The following is a 16,382-nucleotide window of genomic DNA, read 5'->3' as shown; positions in this document are numbered from 1 at the left end:
TGCTGCGCTCTGTATACGTTGGCGGTTAGAAGTGGCCCACGCATGGCCGACATGCGCTCTTGTGTATACACTGACTTCATTCACCGATGAAGGGAGACGCGATGAGAGCCAGCGATCGCGCCGACCGTCATCTGCTCGACGGCATCCAGAACGGGATGCTGCCGCCCGGCGCGGTGCTCAGCGAGGTCGGCGGCGCTGTCCGCCGCGGAGCGCCCGGAGGAGGCCGCCGGATGACGCCCGGGATCCTCGTACCGGCCATCGAGCTCGCGTGCCTCCGGGCCCGGGATGCCGGTGCCCGCCGCGCCGTTCGCGGTCCGGGGTGGGGGCGGGCCCTGCTCGGTCTCACCCGCGGCGTACCGCATCTTCTCTTCGGGATCCATCTCTCGTCGATAGGCGGCGGACGGTGCGGGCGTCGCCCCCTTGACGCACGTCGCCGCATCCGTGCCCCCCGTAGACTCGCTGAGACGTGAGGAGTCCGTCATGAAGATCGTCGTCCTGGTCAAAGAGGTCCCAGACACGTGGGGAGAGCGCAGACTCCACCTCGAGACGGGAATCGTCGACCGCGCGTCCAGCGAGTCGGTGCTCGACGAGATCGGCGAGCGATCGCTCGAGGTGGCCCTGTCCTACGCTGACCAGCACGCCGACACCGAGGTGGTCGTGGTCTCCATGGCTCCGGAGTCCGCCGCGGCGACCGTGCGGAAGGGTCTCGCGATGGGGGCGGGATCCGCGCTGCAGGTGGTCGATGACGCGCTGCTCGGCGCCGACCTGGGCCTCACCGCCGAAGTGCTCGCCGCCGCGGTGCGGCGTACCGGTTTCGACCTGGTGGTCGCCGGCAACCTCTCCACCGACGGCGTCGGAGGGGTGATGGCGGCGATGGTCGCCGAGCTCCTCGACGTGCCCGCCGCGCTGAACCTGACGGCGGTGTCGATCGACGAGACCGCCGTCTCGGGAACGCGGGCCACCGATGCCGGCACCGTCGAGGTGACCGCCTCGCTCCCCGCGGTGATCTCGATCACCGAGGCTCTGCCCGACGCGCGGTTCCCCAACTTCAAGGGCATCATGGCCGCCAAGAAGAAGCCCTTCGAGACGGTCTCTCTCGCCGACCTCGGTGTCGACCCGGATGCCCCGGATGCCTCGCGGTCGATCATGATCGCCGTGAGCGAGAAGCCGCCGCGCTCGGCCGGCGTCAAGATCGTCGACGAGGGGGATGCGGGCGAGCAGCTCGCCGCGTTCCTCGTCCAGAACCGGCTCGCCTGACGGAGGTGCGGAGATGACATACCCCGACGACGCGATCCTCGTCGCCCTCGACTCGATCCCTTCCGGAGGGTTGGCCAAGTCCGCCCCCGGACTGCTGGGCGCCGCGGCCGCGATCGGCGCGCCGATCGCGCTCGTGGAGAGCGAGGAACTCGCCGCGGAGGCTGCCGCACTCGGCGCCACCCACGTGGTGGTCGCGGCCGGTGACCGCGTCGATGCCCTCCAGGCTGCGGTGGCGGCCGTGCAGCCCGACGCCGTCCTCGTCCCGCACTCCGTCGAGGGGCGCGAGACGGCCGGCCGCTATGCGGCTCGCACGCGCTCCGCGCTGTGCGTCGACGCCGTCGGTGTCTCGCGCGACGACGAGGGCGTGGTCGCTCACCACTCGGTTTTCGGAGGCGCCTACAACGTCGACGCCGCCGCGACGTTCGGGGCGCCCGTGATCACGGTCCGCCAGGGCGCCGTGGACGCCCGGGCCGCGGAGGTCGCGTCACCCGCCGTCGAGACCCTCACGATCAAGCCCTCCGGGCGCAAGAGTGCGACCTTCGGTCAGGTGCAGGAGGCTCCGGTCACCTCGACGCGGCCGGAGCTGCGCGGTGCGGCGAAGGTCGTCTCGGGCGGACGAGGCCTCGGCTCGGCGGAGAAGTTCGCCCTCGTGGATCAGCTCGCCGATGCGCTCGGAGCGGCGGTCGGCGCGTCGCGGGCCGCCGTCGACGCCGGATACGTGCCGCAGTCGTACCAGGTCGGTCAGACCGGCGTCTCCGTGTCGCCGCAGCTGTACGTCGCCCTGGGCATCTCGGGCGCGATCCAGCACAAGGCCGGCATGCAGACGGCCAAGACGATCGTCGCGATCAACAAGGATGCCGACGCCCCCATCTTCGAGATCGCCGACTTCGGCGTGGTCGGTGACCTCTTCACGGTGGTGCCGCAGCTGATCGCCGCTCTCGAGGCGAAGAAGGCGTAGGCGCGGTGGCGACGTTCGGACGTTCCGTGCGCCGGGGCCTTCCCCGGCGGCCCGGCGGCGAGCCCTGGCCCGCGGCCGCAGAGGCCCCCGTCGCGATCGCGCCGACAGACCCGGCTGCCGAGGGCGTGGCCGAGGCGGCCGCGACCGAGTCCTCGACCGCTGCCGCGCCTGCCGCCCCTCCAGCGCCTGCCGCCGCTGCTGTCCCTGGTGCCTCTGTCGCATCGCGGCCCGCGGAGCCTCGCGAGGTTCCGCGCCCGGCCGTCGCGCAGCGTGTTCGACGGGGTCTGCCCCGGGTTCCCGGCGGCGAGCCCTGGCCCGCGGCATCCGTCCTCTCCACGACGCCCGCGCCCGCCGCACACCCGAGTCCTGCCGCACCCTTGGCGGCCTCGCCGATCGCCGAGGTCGCGTCCGGTCCGGAGGCCCCGCGCAGCGAGGCGACGCCCGCAGCGGCCGGTGCCGCTCCGGCGGCGGTCGGTTCGCACAAGCTGCGGCGCGGCCTCCCGCGCACAGCCGGTGGCGAGCCGTGGCCGCCCGAGGGATTCGCCCCCGCGACCCCCGCCGCCGGTCCGACGACCGAGGGCCGGCCGGCTCCGGCGGATGCCGCGGGCGCCGCGGATGCCGTGACCGACGCGCCTCCCGCGGCCGCCGCGCGTGTCGTGTCCGCGTCCGCCGCGCCTCTCGCGCCCGTCGTGTCCGCACCCGGACCGCGCGCACCGCTCCCGTTCCGTCAGACGGCCTTTCCCGGCGTCGCCGCGCGCACCCGTCCCGAGCCGAAGCCCGAACCGCCCCGCTACGGCCCGTTCACGCGTGCCCAGTGGGCGGGTGCCGCGCTTGTCGGCGGGCTCGCGCTGCTGTTCGCGGCAGCGCTGCTGGTGTTGCTCGTGCGATGGGTCCTCTCGCTCCCCGCGCTTCACGACTTCCTCTCGGCCTATCCGGGCGAATACCACCTCCCTGCCGAGGCGCCCGTGGGGCTGCCCGCGTGGCTCGGATGGCAGCACTTCCTCAACACCTTCTTCATGCTTCTGATCATCCGGACCGGTCTGCAGGTGCGCCATCAGAAGCGGCCCAGCATGTTCTGGTCGCCGCGTGGAAACAAGATGCGCAAGATCAGCATCGCGCTGTGGCTCCACCAGTCGCTCGACATCCTGTGGGTCGCCAACGGCGTGATCTTCGTCGTGCTGCTGTTCGCGACCGGACAGTGGATGCGGATCGTCCCCACCTCGTGGGAGGTGTTCCCCAACGCGCTGAGCGCCGCACTGCAGTACGTCTCACTGGACTGGCCCACCGAGAACGGCTGGGTCAACTACAACGCTCTGCAGCAGCTGGCCTACTTCACGACCGTGTTCATCGCCGCGCCGCTGGCGATCGTCACCGGCGTGCGTATGAGCGGCATCTGGCCGAAGAACGCGACCGCGCTCAACAGGGCCTACCCGGTCGAGTGGGCGCGCAAGGTGCACTTCCCGGTGATGCTGTACTTCGTGGTCTTCATCGCGATCCACGTCTTCCTGGTGTTCGCCACCGGGGCGTTGCGCAACCTCAACCACATGTACGCGGCGCAGGGCAGCGTCGACCCGAACGCGTACGCCGACAACTGGACGGGCTTCTGGCTCTTCGTGGCATCGCTCGTGGTGATCGCCGTCGCCTGGGTGGCCGCCCGTCCGTTGGTGCTCGCGCCGATCGCCCGGCTGTTCGGCAACGTCAGCGGTCGTTGACTCCGGCCCAGTACCCCTGCGCCCACGCTTCGTCAACGCCGAGTCGGAACATGTCCCGCTCGGCGGGCCGCACGATCGAGCGCGTGTCCGGCAGATCGAGGGATCCCACGAGATCGGCTCGGCCTCGCACCGCGGCGACCGGCAGGCGGGCGGCCTTCCCCTCGACCAGGTCGGTCGGGGCGGCCAGCTCGTCGGCGACGCAGGGCATGGTCACCTGGAGCGGGCGACCCTCGGCATCGGTCCTGCCGCGCAGGTCCTCGAAGACGTGCACGCCCGCGGTGCCGATCGCTGCGTCCGCCTGTCCCTGATGCCACGCGCGGCTCAGGGGACAACGCGGCGATGGAGAGTTCCTTCGCCCTGCTCCAGAAGAACGTTCTCAACCGCCGCGCCTGGACCACCCGCGAGCAGCTGCGCGTCGCGATGGTGACCTGGATCGCGCGGACCTACCACCGGCGTCGGCGTCAGGCCCGTTTGGGACGTTTGGCGCCCATCGAGTTCGAGACCATCATGAACACGGCCGTCGCACCGGCGGCGTGACGACAACCTGCCAGCTATCCGCGCAGCAGTCCCCTTGCGGCGGTCGTGTCGGAGCGCATCGCGATCCCGCGCGACTGCGCGAGCTCATTGCAGCAGCGCCCCGACTCCCGCGGAATCACGCGGAAGGTGGTGCCTTCGTCATGAGGGCGCGGGCGCCTCGCGGTCCGGCGAGTCGCGCGGCCGGTCAGGGGATGGGCGTCGCCGAGGGCGGCTGATCTGTCGCGAGTCGTCGGAGCCACGTGGTGAGCAGGAGCGTTTCGGCGCTCCCCAGGATCTCGGGGTGAGCGTTGGCGTACTCGAGCACGGGGGCGATGTGCGGGTGCGGTGACGAGATCGTCGCCGTGGTCCCCGTGATCGCGGCGATGACCCCCTCACGCACGGCGACGGAAAGAGCGCGATCCTCTTGGGCGAGCACGATCTGCCGGAGAGTGACGCCGATGTTCGTCACGAGGACGTGGGCGGCGGCTTGGTGCGGGTCGACGGCGAGGCGGCCCTGCTCTGCGGCGAGAGTGGTGAGCCGGCGCAGGATCCGACTCGGGCGCGCTTGCGGGGCGGGCGAGTGCCCGGGGCGCACGCTGCCGTACATGAGTGTGTAGAACCCGGGGTTCGCGAGGCCGAACGCGACATGGGCGTCCCAGCCGGCGCGAAGGTCTTGGATGGGGTCTCCGGTGCTCTCCATCGACGATTTCTCGGCGAGGTAGAGGTCGAATCCCCGTTCGACGACAGCATCTAGGAGACCCTGCTTGTTGCCGAAGAAGTGGTAAAGCGTCGGCATCTTCACGCCGACGGCGGCGCAGATCGCCCGGAGCGAGATCTCCTCGCCCGGCGAGGAGGCGATCATGTCGGCGGCCGCGGCCAGGAGACGGGATCGTGTGTCGCTTCGCACGTCGTCTGTCACTTGGATATATTAATGTATATCGGCGATATAGAGTCGGTGCCATCGGCGACAGCCCGGGGACTCCTGCGCCGACCGCCGGTTTCCGACGAGAGGGGAAGTGGGATAAGCGAGGACGACGACCCGTGCGGTGAGCGACGGGCCGTCAGAGTCCGTCGACGAATTCGCGCACCGCTGCGGCCGCCTCGGCGGAGGCGGGGTACGTGTGCTCCGCTGCCGGGAAGACGCCCTCGCGCACCTCGCGCGCGTACGCCTCGACACCCTCCACCATCGCGTCGCCGAGTGCGGCGTAGCGCTTGACGAAGACGGGGGTACGCCCCTCGGTGATGCCGAGCAGGTCGTGCTGGACGAGCACCTGTCCGTCGGCGTCGCCCGCGCCGATGCCGATGATCGGGATGCGCAGTGCGCGGCGGATCTCGGCGACCACATCGGCGGGGACCGCCTCGATCACGAGCGCGAAGGCTCCGGCATCCTGGACGGCGAGTGCGTCGCGCGCGACCCGGACCGCCTCATCGCGGGTACGCCCCTGCGCGCGGAGGCCGCCGAGCGCGGTCGCGGTCTGCGGGGTCAGGCCCACGTGCCCGACGACCGGGATGCCGGCCTCGACGATCGCCCGCAGCCGTGACAGCCGGGCCGGATTCGCGCCCTCGATCTTGACCGCGTCGGCGCCGGCCTCGTGGACGAAACGGACGGACGTCGCGACCGCCTGCTCGTCGCTCAGCTCGGTGGAGCCGAACGGCAGATCGCACAGCACGAGCGGCGTCTGCACCGCTCGGCGCACGGCCTTCGACAGCATGAGCATCTCGTCGAGCGTCACCGACGTGGTGTCGGAATGCCCGAGCACCACCTGTGCCCCGGAGTCGCCGACGAGAACGATGTCGACGCCGGCGCGTTCGGCCACCCGGCCCGACGCGAAGTCGTACGCCGTCACCATCACGATCGGAGTTCCTGCTTCGGCGAGCTCGCGGAGGCGGCGGAGCGTCACCCGGGGGCGGGTCACGACAGGCTCCCCGTCGTCGGGAGGGGATCGTCCACGCCGAGGACCACGTTGTCGATGAGCCGCACCTCTCCCACCCGGACGGCGAGTGCGAGCAACGTCGGGGTCTCGGCCGTCGCGATCGGCTCGAGACCGTCCGCGTCGACCGTCTCGACGTACTCGGGTTCGAGTCCCGCCCCGCCCAGTTCGTCGCGCACGAGGGTCGTGAGGCGGTGGGGATCGCGGATGCCGGAGGCGAAGGCATCCTGTGCCGCTCGGAGCGCCCGCGGGATGACGGCCGCGACCTCGCGCTCTTCGGCCGACAGGCGGGTGTTGCGGCTGGAGCGCGCGAGCCCGTCGTCGTCGCGCGAGGTCGGGCGGGTCACGATGTCGACGGGGATGCCGAGATCGCTCACCATGCGACGCACCACGACGACCTGTTGCGCATCCTTCGCGCCGAAATACGCGCGGTCGGGCTGGACCGCGAGGAGCAGCTTCGCGACGACCGTGGCGACCCCGTCGAAATGGGAGCGGCCGCGGAGGGCACCCTCGAGCGTTCCGGTGATCGCTCCACCGACGGAGACGGTCGTCGCGAAACCCGCGGGGTACATCTCGGCGGGCGAGGGGGCGAACACGAGGTCGGTGCCCGCTTCGGCGGCCAGCGCGACGTCGGCTTCTTCGGTGCGCGGGTAGGCGGCGAGGTCGGCGGCCTCGCCGAACTGCGTCGGGTTCACGAAGATCGACAGGACCACGGTGGCGTTCTCGGACCGGGCGGCACGAAGGAGCGACTGGTGGCCCTCGTGCAGGGCACCCATCGTCGGGACGAAACCGATGGTGTCACCGCGGACGGGGGCGAGGGCCGCGCGCAGCTCGGCGACGGTGCGGACGATGCGGATGCTCACGGGGCGGTCTCGATTCCGGCTCGTTGGGTGGCGGCGAGGTCACGGGTGGCGTCGACGAGGGCGTCGAAGAGGGCCAGGCGGTCGGGCAGGCGTTCGGACACCGCGTCGCGCTGGCGCGCGATCGTGGCCGCGTCCCCACGGGAGACCGGCCCGGTGAGGGCGGCGGCCGCTCCCCGTTCGGCCCAGTTGTCGACGGCGGCGCGGACGAGCGGGACGAGAGCCTCCCTCTCGACCCCCGCGGTCGCGGCGAGCTGCTCCGCCATCCCCTCGAGAGTCACGAGGAAGTTCGCCGCGATCGAGGCGGCCGCGTGATACGCCGCGCGGTCGTCGTCGTGGACGTCGACGCCCGTCATGCCCAGGACGTCCGCGAGGGCCGAGGCGATCGCGGAGGCCCCCGGCGAGGTCGCCGAGAGGGCGGCCGTGACGCCCGCGAACGATGTCCCCGCGCCGGTGACCGTCATCAGGGGATGGATGCTGAACGCCTCGTGCGGGTGGAGGACCGACAGGTCGAGCGAGCCGGAGAGGTGGCCGACGATCCGACCGGGCGCGATCGCGCGCGCGGCCGACGCGATCTCGGCATCCGGGACGGCGAGGAGGACGATCCCCGCGTCCGCGCCGGACTCGCCCCGCCCCGCAGGGCCCGCGACGGGGACCCCCGCCTCCTCGAGGGCGGCGACCAGCGCACGACCCATCCGGCCGTCGCCGACGACGAGGAGGGGCCCGGAGAGCGTGAGGGCGGAGGGGAGGGGCTGCGGTGTCATGTGCGTGGGGTGACAGCCGCGGAGGCGGCTTCGCCGCTGTCAACCGTACTCGCTTACCAGGATGGCCGGTGAGGTGGAGAGGTCGGCTACCGCTCGGCAGCTGCCACGCAGTGGGTGAATCAGCGATGCAGACAGCGCCTCCTCCATCTACCCTGTTTGTATGCAAACGTCGATCTCGGATCGGGCGTACACGACGCCGATCTACACCCTCTCCGAGGCCGCCCACATCATCCGAGCACCCGCCTCGTCGTTCGGGCGCTGGGCGCATGGGCATGCATTCCGCCAGCGGAACAGCCGGGATGAGGGGTGGAGTAATCCCATCCTCACCGGAGTACGAAGCGGCCGAGGGTACACGGTGTCGTTCAACGCGCTCGCAGAGGGGTACATCGTCGAGTCGTTTCGCCGCGCAGGGCTACCGATGGCGCGCATCCGTCCCGCGGTCGAGATCCTTCGGACGGAGCTAGGGCTCGAGAACGCTCTTCTCAGCGAGAAGTTGAAGACCGACGGCGCGGAGATCTTGATTGAGAACGGAGATCGCGACCTCGTCGAGGTCCGTAACCATCAGGGCGTTTTCCGTGATGTGGTCGACCAGTATCTGCGCACGATCAGCTATCGCGATGGTTTCATCGAGTTCCTCCGTCTTCCGACATACGAACGAGCCGATGTCATCGTCGACCCGTTACGAAACTCGGGCCAACCGACGATCGCGCGTCTCGGGGTTCGAGTGGACGACGTCCTCAGCCGACTACGCGCCGGCGACCCCATGACGGACGTCGCCGACGACTTCGGTCTGGATGAGGGTGAACTGACCTCGTTGTTGGTGCAGGCAGCCTGATCGTGCGACGGGCGCGGTTTCTCCTCGATCGTTCCGTGGGAGGTCGTCCGCTGGTTTCGCGCCTGCGTGAGGCGGGATGGGATGCGCGCACGCTCGCCGAGGAGTACGGAGACGCGGTGGCGCAAGCGATGCGTGACGAAGAATGGATCGCGGCGGGTACACGCTCCGGATACATCCTGCTCGCCAAGGACCACCGTGTCGCTGTACGCCCCCTCGAAGCGCAGGCGATCTACATGAACGATGCCCGCGTCATAGCCTTCGTCCACGGCGACATCACCGCGCAAGAGATGGGCGACCTGTGCCTGCAGCACGAGGCCGCGGTTCACCGCCTGGCGGATGTTCAGGCGCCCTTCGTCTTCTCCCTGGGGCGCGGTGGCCTGCGGCGGAGGAAGCTTTATGCGCCGTGAAGATATCTCGCACCTGCGATGACATGCCGATCCAGGGGATGCTGAGCAGATCTGTCGGACGCGGGCGGCCGGATCAGCGCGCCGTCGACAGGCCGGCGACCAGCAGTGCCGGCTCGACGTGCCGCCCGGGTGCGTACTCGGTGCCGCCGATCACGTCGGCGAGATAGTTGGCCGCGCGATCGCCGAGGGCGCTCAGGCGCAGATCGATCGTGGTGAGACTGTTGTCATCCTGGCCGGTGAGGCCGGCGAGATTGTCCATGCCGGTGATCGCGACGTCGGTGGGGACGCGGATGCCGGCCTCGGCGAGGACCCCGGCGACGGCCGTGGCCATCGTGTCGTTGCCGCAGCACACGGCGTCGAACTCCCGACCCGAGGCGACGAGACGCTGGGCGGCCTCGCGGCCCCAGGCCTGCGACCAGTCGCCGCGGTGGACGAGTTCCGGATCCAGCACGAGACCGGCGTCGGAGAGGGCGTCGGCCAGCCCGGCGAAGCGGTCGCGCGCGGAACGGTCCTCGTCGGAGGCCGTGACGTGGGCGATGCGGCGGCTCCCGATGGAGACGAGATGTTCGCCAACGAGGCGCCCCGCGCCGTAACCGTCGTGGAGGAAGGACGCGTCCTCGGCGTCGTCGGAATGACCGTACGCGTAGACCACCGGCACCGTGAACCCGGCACTGACGGAGTGGATGTCGGAGCTGGATCCGTCGCCGATGACGAGGAGGCCGTCGATGTTGCGAGCGCGGAACTTGCGCGCGGTCGCGGCGAACAGGGCGCGGTCGAGGTGCGCATCCGAAACGAGCACCGAGAGGTCGCGAGCGCCGAGGGCGGTGGTCGCCCCGGTGAGCACCGGCATCGTGAAAGCGCCCGGCGCGTTGACCGTGAGCACCCCGACGGTGGCGCTGCGTCCCTGGGCGAGGAACTGGCCCAGGGCGTTCGGCTGGTAGTCGAGGCGCTTGGCGACGGACAGGATGCGCTCGCGTGTGGCATCCGAGACCTTGCCCTGCCCGCGCAGCACTTTCGACGCCGTGGGGACGGAAACTCCAGCCAGCGCCGCCACGTCGCGGAGAGAGATCGCGTCTTTCGCCATTGCGGATCGAGTTTAGGGGGTCGGAGCGTCGATGCCACGGACCCGCAGGACCACGCGCGAGCGCACCGTTTCGCCGGGTGCGATCTCGATCGAGCCGAGTGCGTCTAGAGGATGGGCGTAGGGGTCGGACGAAGGCTCGAGGCCGACGGCATCCACCGCTCCCCACCACGGGAAACCGGTCGATCCGCGCCGCTCACGCCAGACGAAGAGGCGGGGGAACAGGTGCGGGTCCCAGGTGAGATCCAGTCGTAGCTCCCCGCTGATCCGGAGGGAACCCGCGGCACCGGAGACGTCGTCGAAACCGGCGGAGGGCGCCGCGGCCACGGGGATCTCGCGCTCGCCGGTGCCTACCGTGCTCGGGCCGTCGAACAGGTCGCCGGCGAACGCCGGGTGCTCGGCCCAGCCGATGCGCACGGGTGTCGCGGACGCGTTGCGCACGGTGGTGTCGAGGCGGAGCTCGTCGTCGATCAGCGCGGCCGTCCGGTCGATCTCGAGGGGAACCGTGCGCAGGGTCACGCGCGCGCGGCACGACGACCGATCGCCGGCGAGTGTCCAGGTGCGCCAGGCGGCCTCACCGTGGAACGGCTGCGGCGGCTCGACCTCCGCGGGCGGGTCGCCGGCGCGGGGGAGCAGGACGTGCCAGCCGCCCGGGTAGCGCCGGTGCCACTGGCCGCTGGAGTCGGGCAGAGCGAACGAATCGCGCGGCTCGTCGGCCCAGGGGGTGGTGGTGAGGATCTGACGCCCCGTCGGCAGGTGCGTGAGCGAGGCGATGCGCGCACCCTCGGGGTCGATCTCGGCGCGCAGGATGCCGCTGGCGATGACGACGCGATCAGCGCTCATGCCGCGACCTCGTCGAGTCGTTCGCGCGTCGGGAAGCCCGTGTGGTCGCCGGGATCCGCGACCACACGCGCGGCACACCACGCTCCGCGACGGAGGGCGCCGTCGATCGGCAGCCCCTCGAGGACCGCCGTGATCCACCCGGCGGCGAAGGCGTCGCCCGCGCCGACGGGGTGATGGGGCGGCGGGATCTCGATGGCCTCGGTGCGGTGGACGCCGGTGTCATCGGCCGCCAATGCGCCGCGGCGTCCGAGCTTCACGACCACGGTGCGTGGACCGCGCGCGAGCAGCGCCTCGAGAGCGCTCTCGGGGTCGTCGAGGCCCGTGAGCACGCGTGCCTCCTCCTCGTTGCACAGCAGCGCGTCGACGTGTTCGATGACGTCGTCGACGGCGTCGCGAAGCCCCGCATCGTCGATCAGCTGGGGGCGGTGATTGGTGTCGAGCGAGACCGGGATGCCACGGTCCGCGGCCCCGCGGAGAGCTCGTTCGAAGAGCTCGCGCGGTCCCTCGCCCAGGGAGGGCGTGATGCAGGACGCGTGCAGCCAGTCGACGTCGTCGAGCCGGACGCCGTCGAAGTCGGCCGCGGTGAGCCCGGCGGCGGCGGAACCCGCGCGGTAGTGCTCGCTGCGCACCAGATCGTCGCTCAGACGGTGCTTCACGATCAGCCCCGTCTTGCCGCCCGGCACCTCGCGGATCGCGGCGGAGGAGATGCCCTCGGATGCCAGGGTCCGACGCACGAGGGAGGCGATGGCGTCGTCGCCGAGGCGTGACATCCACGTCGCCCGGTGGCCGAGCCGGGCGACTCCGACGGCGGTGTTCAGCTCGGCCCCCGCCACCGCGATGTCGGAGGGGCGGCCGTCGTCGACGAAAAACGTCGCGAGGGCCTCCCCGAAGGTGAAGACGTGGCCCATCAGCCCGCGTCCGGGGAGTCCGCGTCCGGCGCGAGACCCCGTACGACGTACAGGGCGTCCCCGGGGAACTCGGGCTGCTCCAGCCGCACGCCGTCGGCCGTCGAGGTCCAGCGAGCGGCGTCCCGTCGACGCGCCGCGAGGTCGTACACGCGGACATCGAGGTCGGGCGTCGCGCGACCCCGCAGCGTCAGCGCGAAGGCCGAGGGGGCGTAGACGGCGACCACGCCCTCGGGCGTTCGGCCCGCGATCGCCCCCGAGGGTTCGGCGTGGAGGAGGTCGGCATCCCCGTCCAGGCCCCACAGCCCCTCGTCCTCGACGACGCGGCGCAGGAACGACACGTCGTCGGCTCCGGGGAAGGCCGCGGCGACCGAGAAGGGAAAGGGGTGGCCGTGCACGTCGCCCGCGGCGAAACCCTCCCCGCGGCGGTGCCACGACCACACGCCGTGCGCGCCGTAGCCGAGGCCGGCGGCGGCTCCCGCGACGACGCCGGTCCAACTCGCGCGCCGCACGTCGGCCGCCGAGTGCCGCTCCCGGCCGGCGAAGCGGCCGAGCCCCTCGTAGCAGGGCTCGAGGTTGACGATGGGACGTGCGACGTCCATCGCGCGGTAGTACCGCGTCAGCTCGGCGGGGAGGGTGTCCCACGCCTCGTTGTGTCCGGACTGCAGCCCGTGGAAGTCGATCAGCTCGCCGTCGGCGATCGCGGCGGGCATGCGCGCGGTCGGGGTGTCGTGCCAGGTGAGGAGCTGGCCCGGGGCGAGTTCGCGCACCTGTGCGGCGACGGCGCTGTAGCGTGCGAGGGCCGTGTCGTCGTTGAGGTCGTCGTCGCCCGAGACGATCCAGATCGGGTCGAATCGCGCGAAGCGGGCGACGGCCTCGGCCACGTACGACGTCGTCTGCGCGGCATCCATCACGTGATCCGGGGTGAGGCCCGCCCCCCACGTCCCGGGCACGAAGTTGTTCCACAGCAGCACGAGCATCGGGGTGAAGCCGTGCGCGCGGGCGGCGGTCAGCACGCGCTCGGCATCGTCCCAGTACGCGGGGTCGCCGGCGGCGAAGTCGATGCGGCCGTCGCGGATCGCGTACGGCGAGCGGGTGCCGGTCGAGCGGTCGTGCTCGATGGGCAGGATGCTGAACAGCAGGGCGTTGAAACCCTGACGACGGCGGCGCTCGAGGTGATCGAGCCACTCGTCGGGGCTCGCGCCCCCGAACGCGGCCCACACGGTGTCGGCGAGCAGGAACGTCGGCTGCCCGTCGCGCAGCAGCCAGCGCCGCGACGGCGCGAGGGTCCAGGACATGCGGGTTCTCTCCTCGAGAGGGACGGGGACTGTCACGGGGCGATCAGCGCTCCGTCGGGCGCGCGTACTTTCGCGGCCCACGCGTCGTGGCCGGAGAGCCCCGCGGGGAAGCGGGCGGCGGCCTTCTCGTCGACCTCGATGCCCCACCCGGGGGCGTCGTTCGGGGTCAGCCAGCCGTCGACGATGTCGATCATCCCGGGGAAGACCTCGTGCGTCTGCTCGTTGTAGACGTGCCCTTCCTGGATGCCGAACGCCGGCGAGGTGACGTCGAGCGCCACCGCGGCCGCCACCGCGAAGGGCGAGGCGTCGCCGGGGGAGTGCCAGGCGGTGCGCACACCCTCGATGTCGGCCAGCACGGCGAGGCGCCGCGCGGCGCTCACCCCGCCGACGTCGGAGAGATGCGCGCGCAGGTAGTCGACCTGGTGCTCCCGGACCAGCCGCGCGGCATCGGTGAACGAGGTGGCCAGCTCGCCGACGGCGATCGGGACGGGGGAGGCCCGGCGGACTTCGCCGAGGCGGTGCCAGTGCTCGGGGGCGAGGACGTCCTCGACGAAGAAGGGGCGGTAGGGCTCGAGACTCCGCGTCAGGGTGACGGCCTGGCTCGGGCTCAAGCGCGAGTGCACGTCGTGCAGCAGCTCGACGCCGTCGCCGAGCTCCTCGCGGACGTGCGCGAACAGGCGGGGCGTGGCGACCAGGTAGTCCTCGACGCGCCATCCGGCGGGGTGCTTCCCCCACGCGAACGTGCCCGGAAGGGGCGGGGCGCCATAGTGGCCCGCGCCTTGTTGTCCGACCTGGATCCGCACGTGACGCTGCCCGGCGGCGATGAGCTCGCGCGCGTGCGCGGTGGTCGCCTCCGCGTCGGCGCCCTCGGCGTGCAGATACGTGTCCGCGGCGGCGCGGACCCGTCCGCCGAACATCTCGTACACCGGCATCCCGGCCCTCTTGCCGGCGATGTCCCAGAGGGCCATGTCGAGGCCGGAGAGCGCGTTGTTGCCGACCGGCCCCTCGCGCCAGTACCCGGTGAAGCGCACGAGGCGCGTGAGGTCGTCGATGTCGCCCGGGTACCGGCCGACCACGAGCGGCCGCACGTGCTCGAGGAAGGCGACGACGGCCTTCCAGCGCTGCGTGAAGGTCGCGCACCCGTAGCCGTACAGGCCCGGCTGGTCGGTGTCGACGCGGACCACCACGAGAGGAATCCCCTCCGGGGCGGTCACGATCGCGCGGATGTCGGTGATGCGGACGTCCTCGCGCGGCAGCCACGGCTGCGCGAAGGCGGTGTCGGTCTCGGAGAGGGTCATCGTTCGCTCCTGATCAGGGACGCTCGTTCGGTGGCGGTGCCGTCGTGGATGGACTCGCTCGGCTCGAAACCGAGCAGGTCGCGGGCCGCGCTCGTGTCGACGAGGGCGTCGCGACCGGTGATCGGACGCGAGAGCACGGTGCCCGGGGCGTATCGCGCGACGAGCTCCGCTGAGTCGACGGGCAGCAGGGTGTCGGCGGCGCTGAGGGGGATCACGGGCGCGCCGACGACCTCGGCATCGAGCGCGCGCGCCACCGCGCGGGTGGCATCGTGCATCGTGAGGTACGCCCACCCCTCGCGGGCCAGCCGCGCCGGGTCGTTCTCGGCGTCGTGTGCCGCATCGCGCAGCACGTCCGGCCACTTCACCAGGGGAAAGCGCAGGGCGACGACATCGAGACCGTACCGGCGATGGACGTAGGCCGCGGTGCGCTCGTCGACGAGCTTGGAGAGAGAGTAGGCGTCGGCGATGTCGGGCGGGGTGAGCACGTCCAGAGGGAACGCCGGGGGCAACGCGCGGTGGGGGTTGTTCGGGTACCCGATCGCATTGATGCTGCTGGCGATCACGGCCCGACGTATCCCCCGCTCGCCCGCGCGGGTGAGAACCGTGAACGTGGCGGCGGTGTTGACGCGGAACACGTCGATGGGCGTGCCGAGGCTGGGATGCGGGATCGCGGCGAAGTGGGCGACGGCGTCGACGTCGTCCATCGCGCGATCGACCACCTCGGGGACGGTGGCGTCCCCCTCGATGAGGCGGTCGGCCGGGTGGTGCGACGAGAACGACAGGGACAGGGCGGTGACGGCGTGCCCCGCGGCGACGAGGCTCTCGCTGACCGCGCGACCGATCTCTCCGTCGGCACCCGTGACGAGGACGCGGCTCATCCCTTCACCCCGCCCGCCATGCTCGCGCCCCGCAGGAACTGGCGCTGGAAGATGAGGAACAGCGCCACCGGGATGATGAGGGAGAGGAACAGGGCGGCCATCTGCACGCTGAGCTCGGTCTGCTCGGCCAGACGCGGCAGCGCCACCGAGACCGGCTGGTTGTCGGGGGTCGGAAGAACGAGCAGGGGCCAGAGATAGTCCTTCCAGGACGCCACCACGGTCAGCAGCCCGACCACGCCCAGGATCGGTCGCGCCAGGGGCAGGACGATGCTCCACAGGATGCGGAGCGGCCCCGCGCCGTCGATACGCGCCGCCTCGTAGAGGTCGGCCGGGATGGCCTCGAGGAAGCGCGAGATGATCAGCACGTTGAAAGCCGTCGCGCCCGCCGGCAGCCAGACCGCCCACCACGTGTCGATGAGGGAGAAGCCGAGGATCGGCAGCTCCCGGACCGTGAGGTACAGCGGCACGAGCGAGACGATGCCGGGGATGAAGAGGGTGGCGAGGATCGCCCCCGAGAGCAGCTTGCCCCAGCGCGGGCGCAGCACCGTGATGACGAAGGCCGCGGTGGTCGAGACGAGCAGCGTGGTCACGACCGAGCCGGCCGCGAGGATCGCGGTGTTGGTGAGGTAGTGACCGATCCGGCCGCGTTCCCACGCGATCCCGAGGTTCTCCCACTGCACGACGCCGCTGGAGAAGAATGAGAACGGGCCGCGGATGAGGTCCTGGGTCGGCGAGATCGCCGCGAGGGCGAGCCAGACGATCGGGCCGAGGCCGGCGACGATCAGCGCCACGAGCACGAGGACGTGTCCGATCGTCAGGCTGATCCGCACCGAGGGGCG

Annotated in this window: 18 protein-coding genes and 1 pseudogene; 6 read left to right on the top strand and 13 right to left on the bottom strand. The window is 71.5% G+C overall.

The window, feature by feature from the left end; all coding sequences use genetic code 11:
• Positions 1-80: 80 nt before the first annotated feature.
• Entirely contained in the window at positions 81-482 is a 402-nt protein-coding gene (locus tag NS220_RS20115) for a hypothetical protein (protein ID WP_206543004.1), read from the bottom strand.
• On the opposite strand from NS220_RS20115, the gene NS220_RS08860 reads away from it, so the two are divergent.
• From NS220_RS08860 to NS220_RS08850, 3 genes are all read left to right on the top strand, one after another.
• Entirely contained in the window at positions 481-1,257 is a 777-nt protein-coding gene (locus NS220_RS08860; protein ID WP_058623715.1) for an electron transfer flavoprotein subunit beta/FixA family protein, read from the top strand. The two genes, NS220_RS20115 and NS220_RS08860, sit on opposite strands and share 2 nt — an antisense overlap.
• 13 nt (positions 1,258-1,270) lie before the next feature.
• Positions 1,271-2,215, top strand: coding sequence for an electron transfer flavoprotein subunit alpha/FixB family protein (locus tag NS220_RS08855; protein WP_058623714.1), 945 nt, complete (start codon positions 1,271-1,273; stop codon positions 2,213-2,215).
• Positions 2,216-2,592: 377 nt separating this feature from the next.
• Positions 2,593-3,927: a cytochrome b/b6 domain-containing protein gene (locus tag NS220_RS08850; protein WP_275934675.1), complete on the top strand. Its 1,335-nt coding sequence runs from the start codon at positions 2,593-2,595 to the stop codon at positions 3,925-3,927.
• On the opposite strand, the gene NS220_RS08845 is transcribed toward NS220_RS08850, so the two are convergent.
• On the bottom strand, positions 3,914-4,252 hold the full coding sequence (locus tag NS220_RS08845; RefSeq protein ID WP_081323072.1) for a coenzyme F420-0:L-glutamate ligase: 339 nt from the start codon (positions 4,250-4,252) through the stop codon (positions 3,914-3,916). The genes NS220_RS08850 and NS220_RS08845 overlap by 14 nt on opposite strands.
• Between NS220_RS08845 and NS220_RS08840 the strand changes: the two are divergent.
• Positions 4,252-4,464 (top strand): annotated as a pseudogene (locus NS220_RS08840) (IS3 family transposase); the annotation flags it as partial. The gene NS220_RS08845 and the pseudogene NS220_RS08840 sit on opposite strands and share 1 nt — an antisense overlap.
• Before the next feature lie 184 nt (positions 4,465-4,648).
• On the opposite strand, the gene NS220_RS08835 reads toward NS220_RS08840, so the two are convergent.
• The 4 genes from NS220_RS08835 to NS220_RS08820 all read right to left on the bottom strand — a co-directional run bounded on the left by NS220_RS08835 (position 4,649) and on the right by NS220_RS08820 (position 7,998).
• A complete protein-coding gene (locus NS220_RS08835; RefSeq protein ID WP_058623711.1) occupies positions 4,649-5,362 on the bottom strand; it encodes a TetR/AcrR family transcriptional regulator in 714 nt (237 codons plus the stop codon).
• Between the two features lie 142 nt (positions 5,363-5,504).
• Positions 5,505-6,359: a 3-methyl-2-oxobutanoate hydroxymethyltransferase gene (panB, locus tag NS220_RS08830; protein WP_058623710.1), complete on the bottom strand. Its 855-nt coding sequence runs from the start codon at positions 6,357-6,359 to the stop codon at positions 5,505-5,507.
• Positions 6,356-7,231, bottom strand: a complete 876-nt coding sequence (gene panC, locus NS220_RS08825; RefSeq protein WP_058623730.1) for a pantoate--beta-alanine ligase — start codon at positions 7,229-7,231, stop codon at positions 6,356-6,358. Before panC ends, panB begins: the two co-directional genes overlap by 4 nt.
• A gap of 2 nt (positions 7,232-7,233) precedes the next feature.
• A complete protein-coding gene (locus NS220_RS08820) occupies positions 7,234-7,998 on the bottom strand; it encodes a DUF2520 domain-containing protein (RefSeq protein WP_058623709.1) in 765 nt (254 codons plus the stop codon).
• A gap of 160 nt (positions 7,999-8,158) precedes the next feature.
• Here NS220_RS08820 and NS220_RS20765 point away from each other — a divergent pair, with 160 nt between their 5' ends.
• Together NS220_RS20765 and NS220_RS08810 are read left to right on the top strand one after the other, a co-directional pair.
• The gene (locus NS220_RS20765; protein WP_058623708.1) at positions 8,159-8,833 is read left to right on the top strand and encodes a DUF433 domain-containing protein; all 675 of its coding nucleotides are present in this window, start codon (positions 8,159-8,161) and stop codon (positions 8,831-8,833) included.
• A gap of 2 nt (positions 8,834-8,835) precedes the next feature.
• Positions 8,836-9,240 carry a hypothetical protein gene (locus NS220_RS08810; RefSeq protein ID WP_275934674.1) on the top strand — a complete coding sequence of 135 codons (405 nt, stop codon included), beginning with the start codon at positions 8,836-8,838 and terminating at the stop codon, positions 9,238-9,240.
• A 73-nt stretch (positions 9,241-9,313) separates the two neighbouring features.
• On the opposite strand, the gene NS220_RS08805 is transcribed toward NS220_RS08810, so the two are convergent.
• The 7 genes from NS220_RS08805 to NS220_RS08775 all read right to left on the bottom strand — a co-directional run.
• Positions 9,314-10,324, bottom strand: coding sequence for a LacI family DNA-binding transcriptional regulator (locus NS220_RS08805; protein ID WP_058623706.1), 1,011 nt, complete (start codon positions 10,322-10,324; stop codon positions 9,314-9,316).
• 12 nt (positions 10,325-10,336) lie between these two features.
• Entirely contained in the window at positions 10,337-11,164 is an 828-nt protein-coding gene (locus NS220_RS08800; RefSeq protein ID WP_058623705.1) for a hypothetical protein, read from the bottom strand.
• Complete coding sequence (locus NS220_RS08795) at positions 11,161-12,072, bottom strand: sugar kinase (protein WP_058623704.1); 912 nt, start codon at positions 12,070-12,072, stop codon at positions 11,161-11,163. Before NS220_RS08795 ends, NS220_RS08800 begins: the two co-directional genes overlap by 4 nt.
• Positions 12,072-13,367 carry an apiosidase-like domain-containing protein gene (locus tag NS220_RS08790; protein WP_058623703.1) on the bottom strand — a complete coding sequence of 432 codons (1,296 nt, stop codon included), beginning with the start codon at positions 13,365-13,367 and terminating at the stop codon, positions 12,072-12,074. The genes NS220_RS08795 and NS220_RS08790 overlap by 1 nt, the downstream gene beginning before the upstream one ends.
• Before the next feature lie 32 nt (positions 13,368-13,399).
• On the bottom strand, positions 13,400-14,665 hold the full coding sequence (locus tag NS220_RS08785; RefSeq protein ID WP_058623702.1) for an enolase C-terminal domain-like protein: 1,266 nt from the start codon (positions 14,663-14,665) through the stop codon (positions 13,400-13,402).
• Positions 14,662-15,543, bottom strand: coding sequence for an NAD-dependent epimerase/dehydratase family protein (locus NS220_RS08780; protein WP_058623701.1), 882 nt, complete (start codon positions 15,541-15,543; stop codon positions 14,662-14,664). The genes NS220_RS08785 and NS220_RS08780 overlap by 4 nt, the downstream gene beginning before the upstream one ends.
• On the bottom strand, positions 15,540-16,382 hold an 843-nt coding region (locus NS220_RS08775; protein WP_058623700.1), incomplete at its 5' end, for a carbohydrate ABC transporter permease. The genes NS220_RS08780 and NS220_RS08775, both read right to left, overlap by 4 nt.

Source organism: Microbacterium testaceum (assembly GCF_001476655.1).
GTDB classification, from domain to species: Bacteria; Actinomycetota; Actinomycetes; order Actinomycetales; family Microbacteriaceae; genus Microbacterium; species Microbacterium testaceum_C.
The sequence above is the reverse complement of the archived record's forward strand: the minus strand, read 5'-3'. Positions and strand labels throughout refer to the sequence as shown.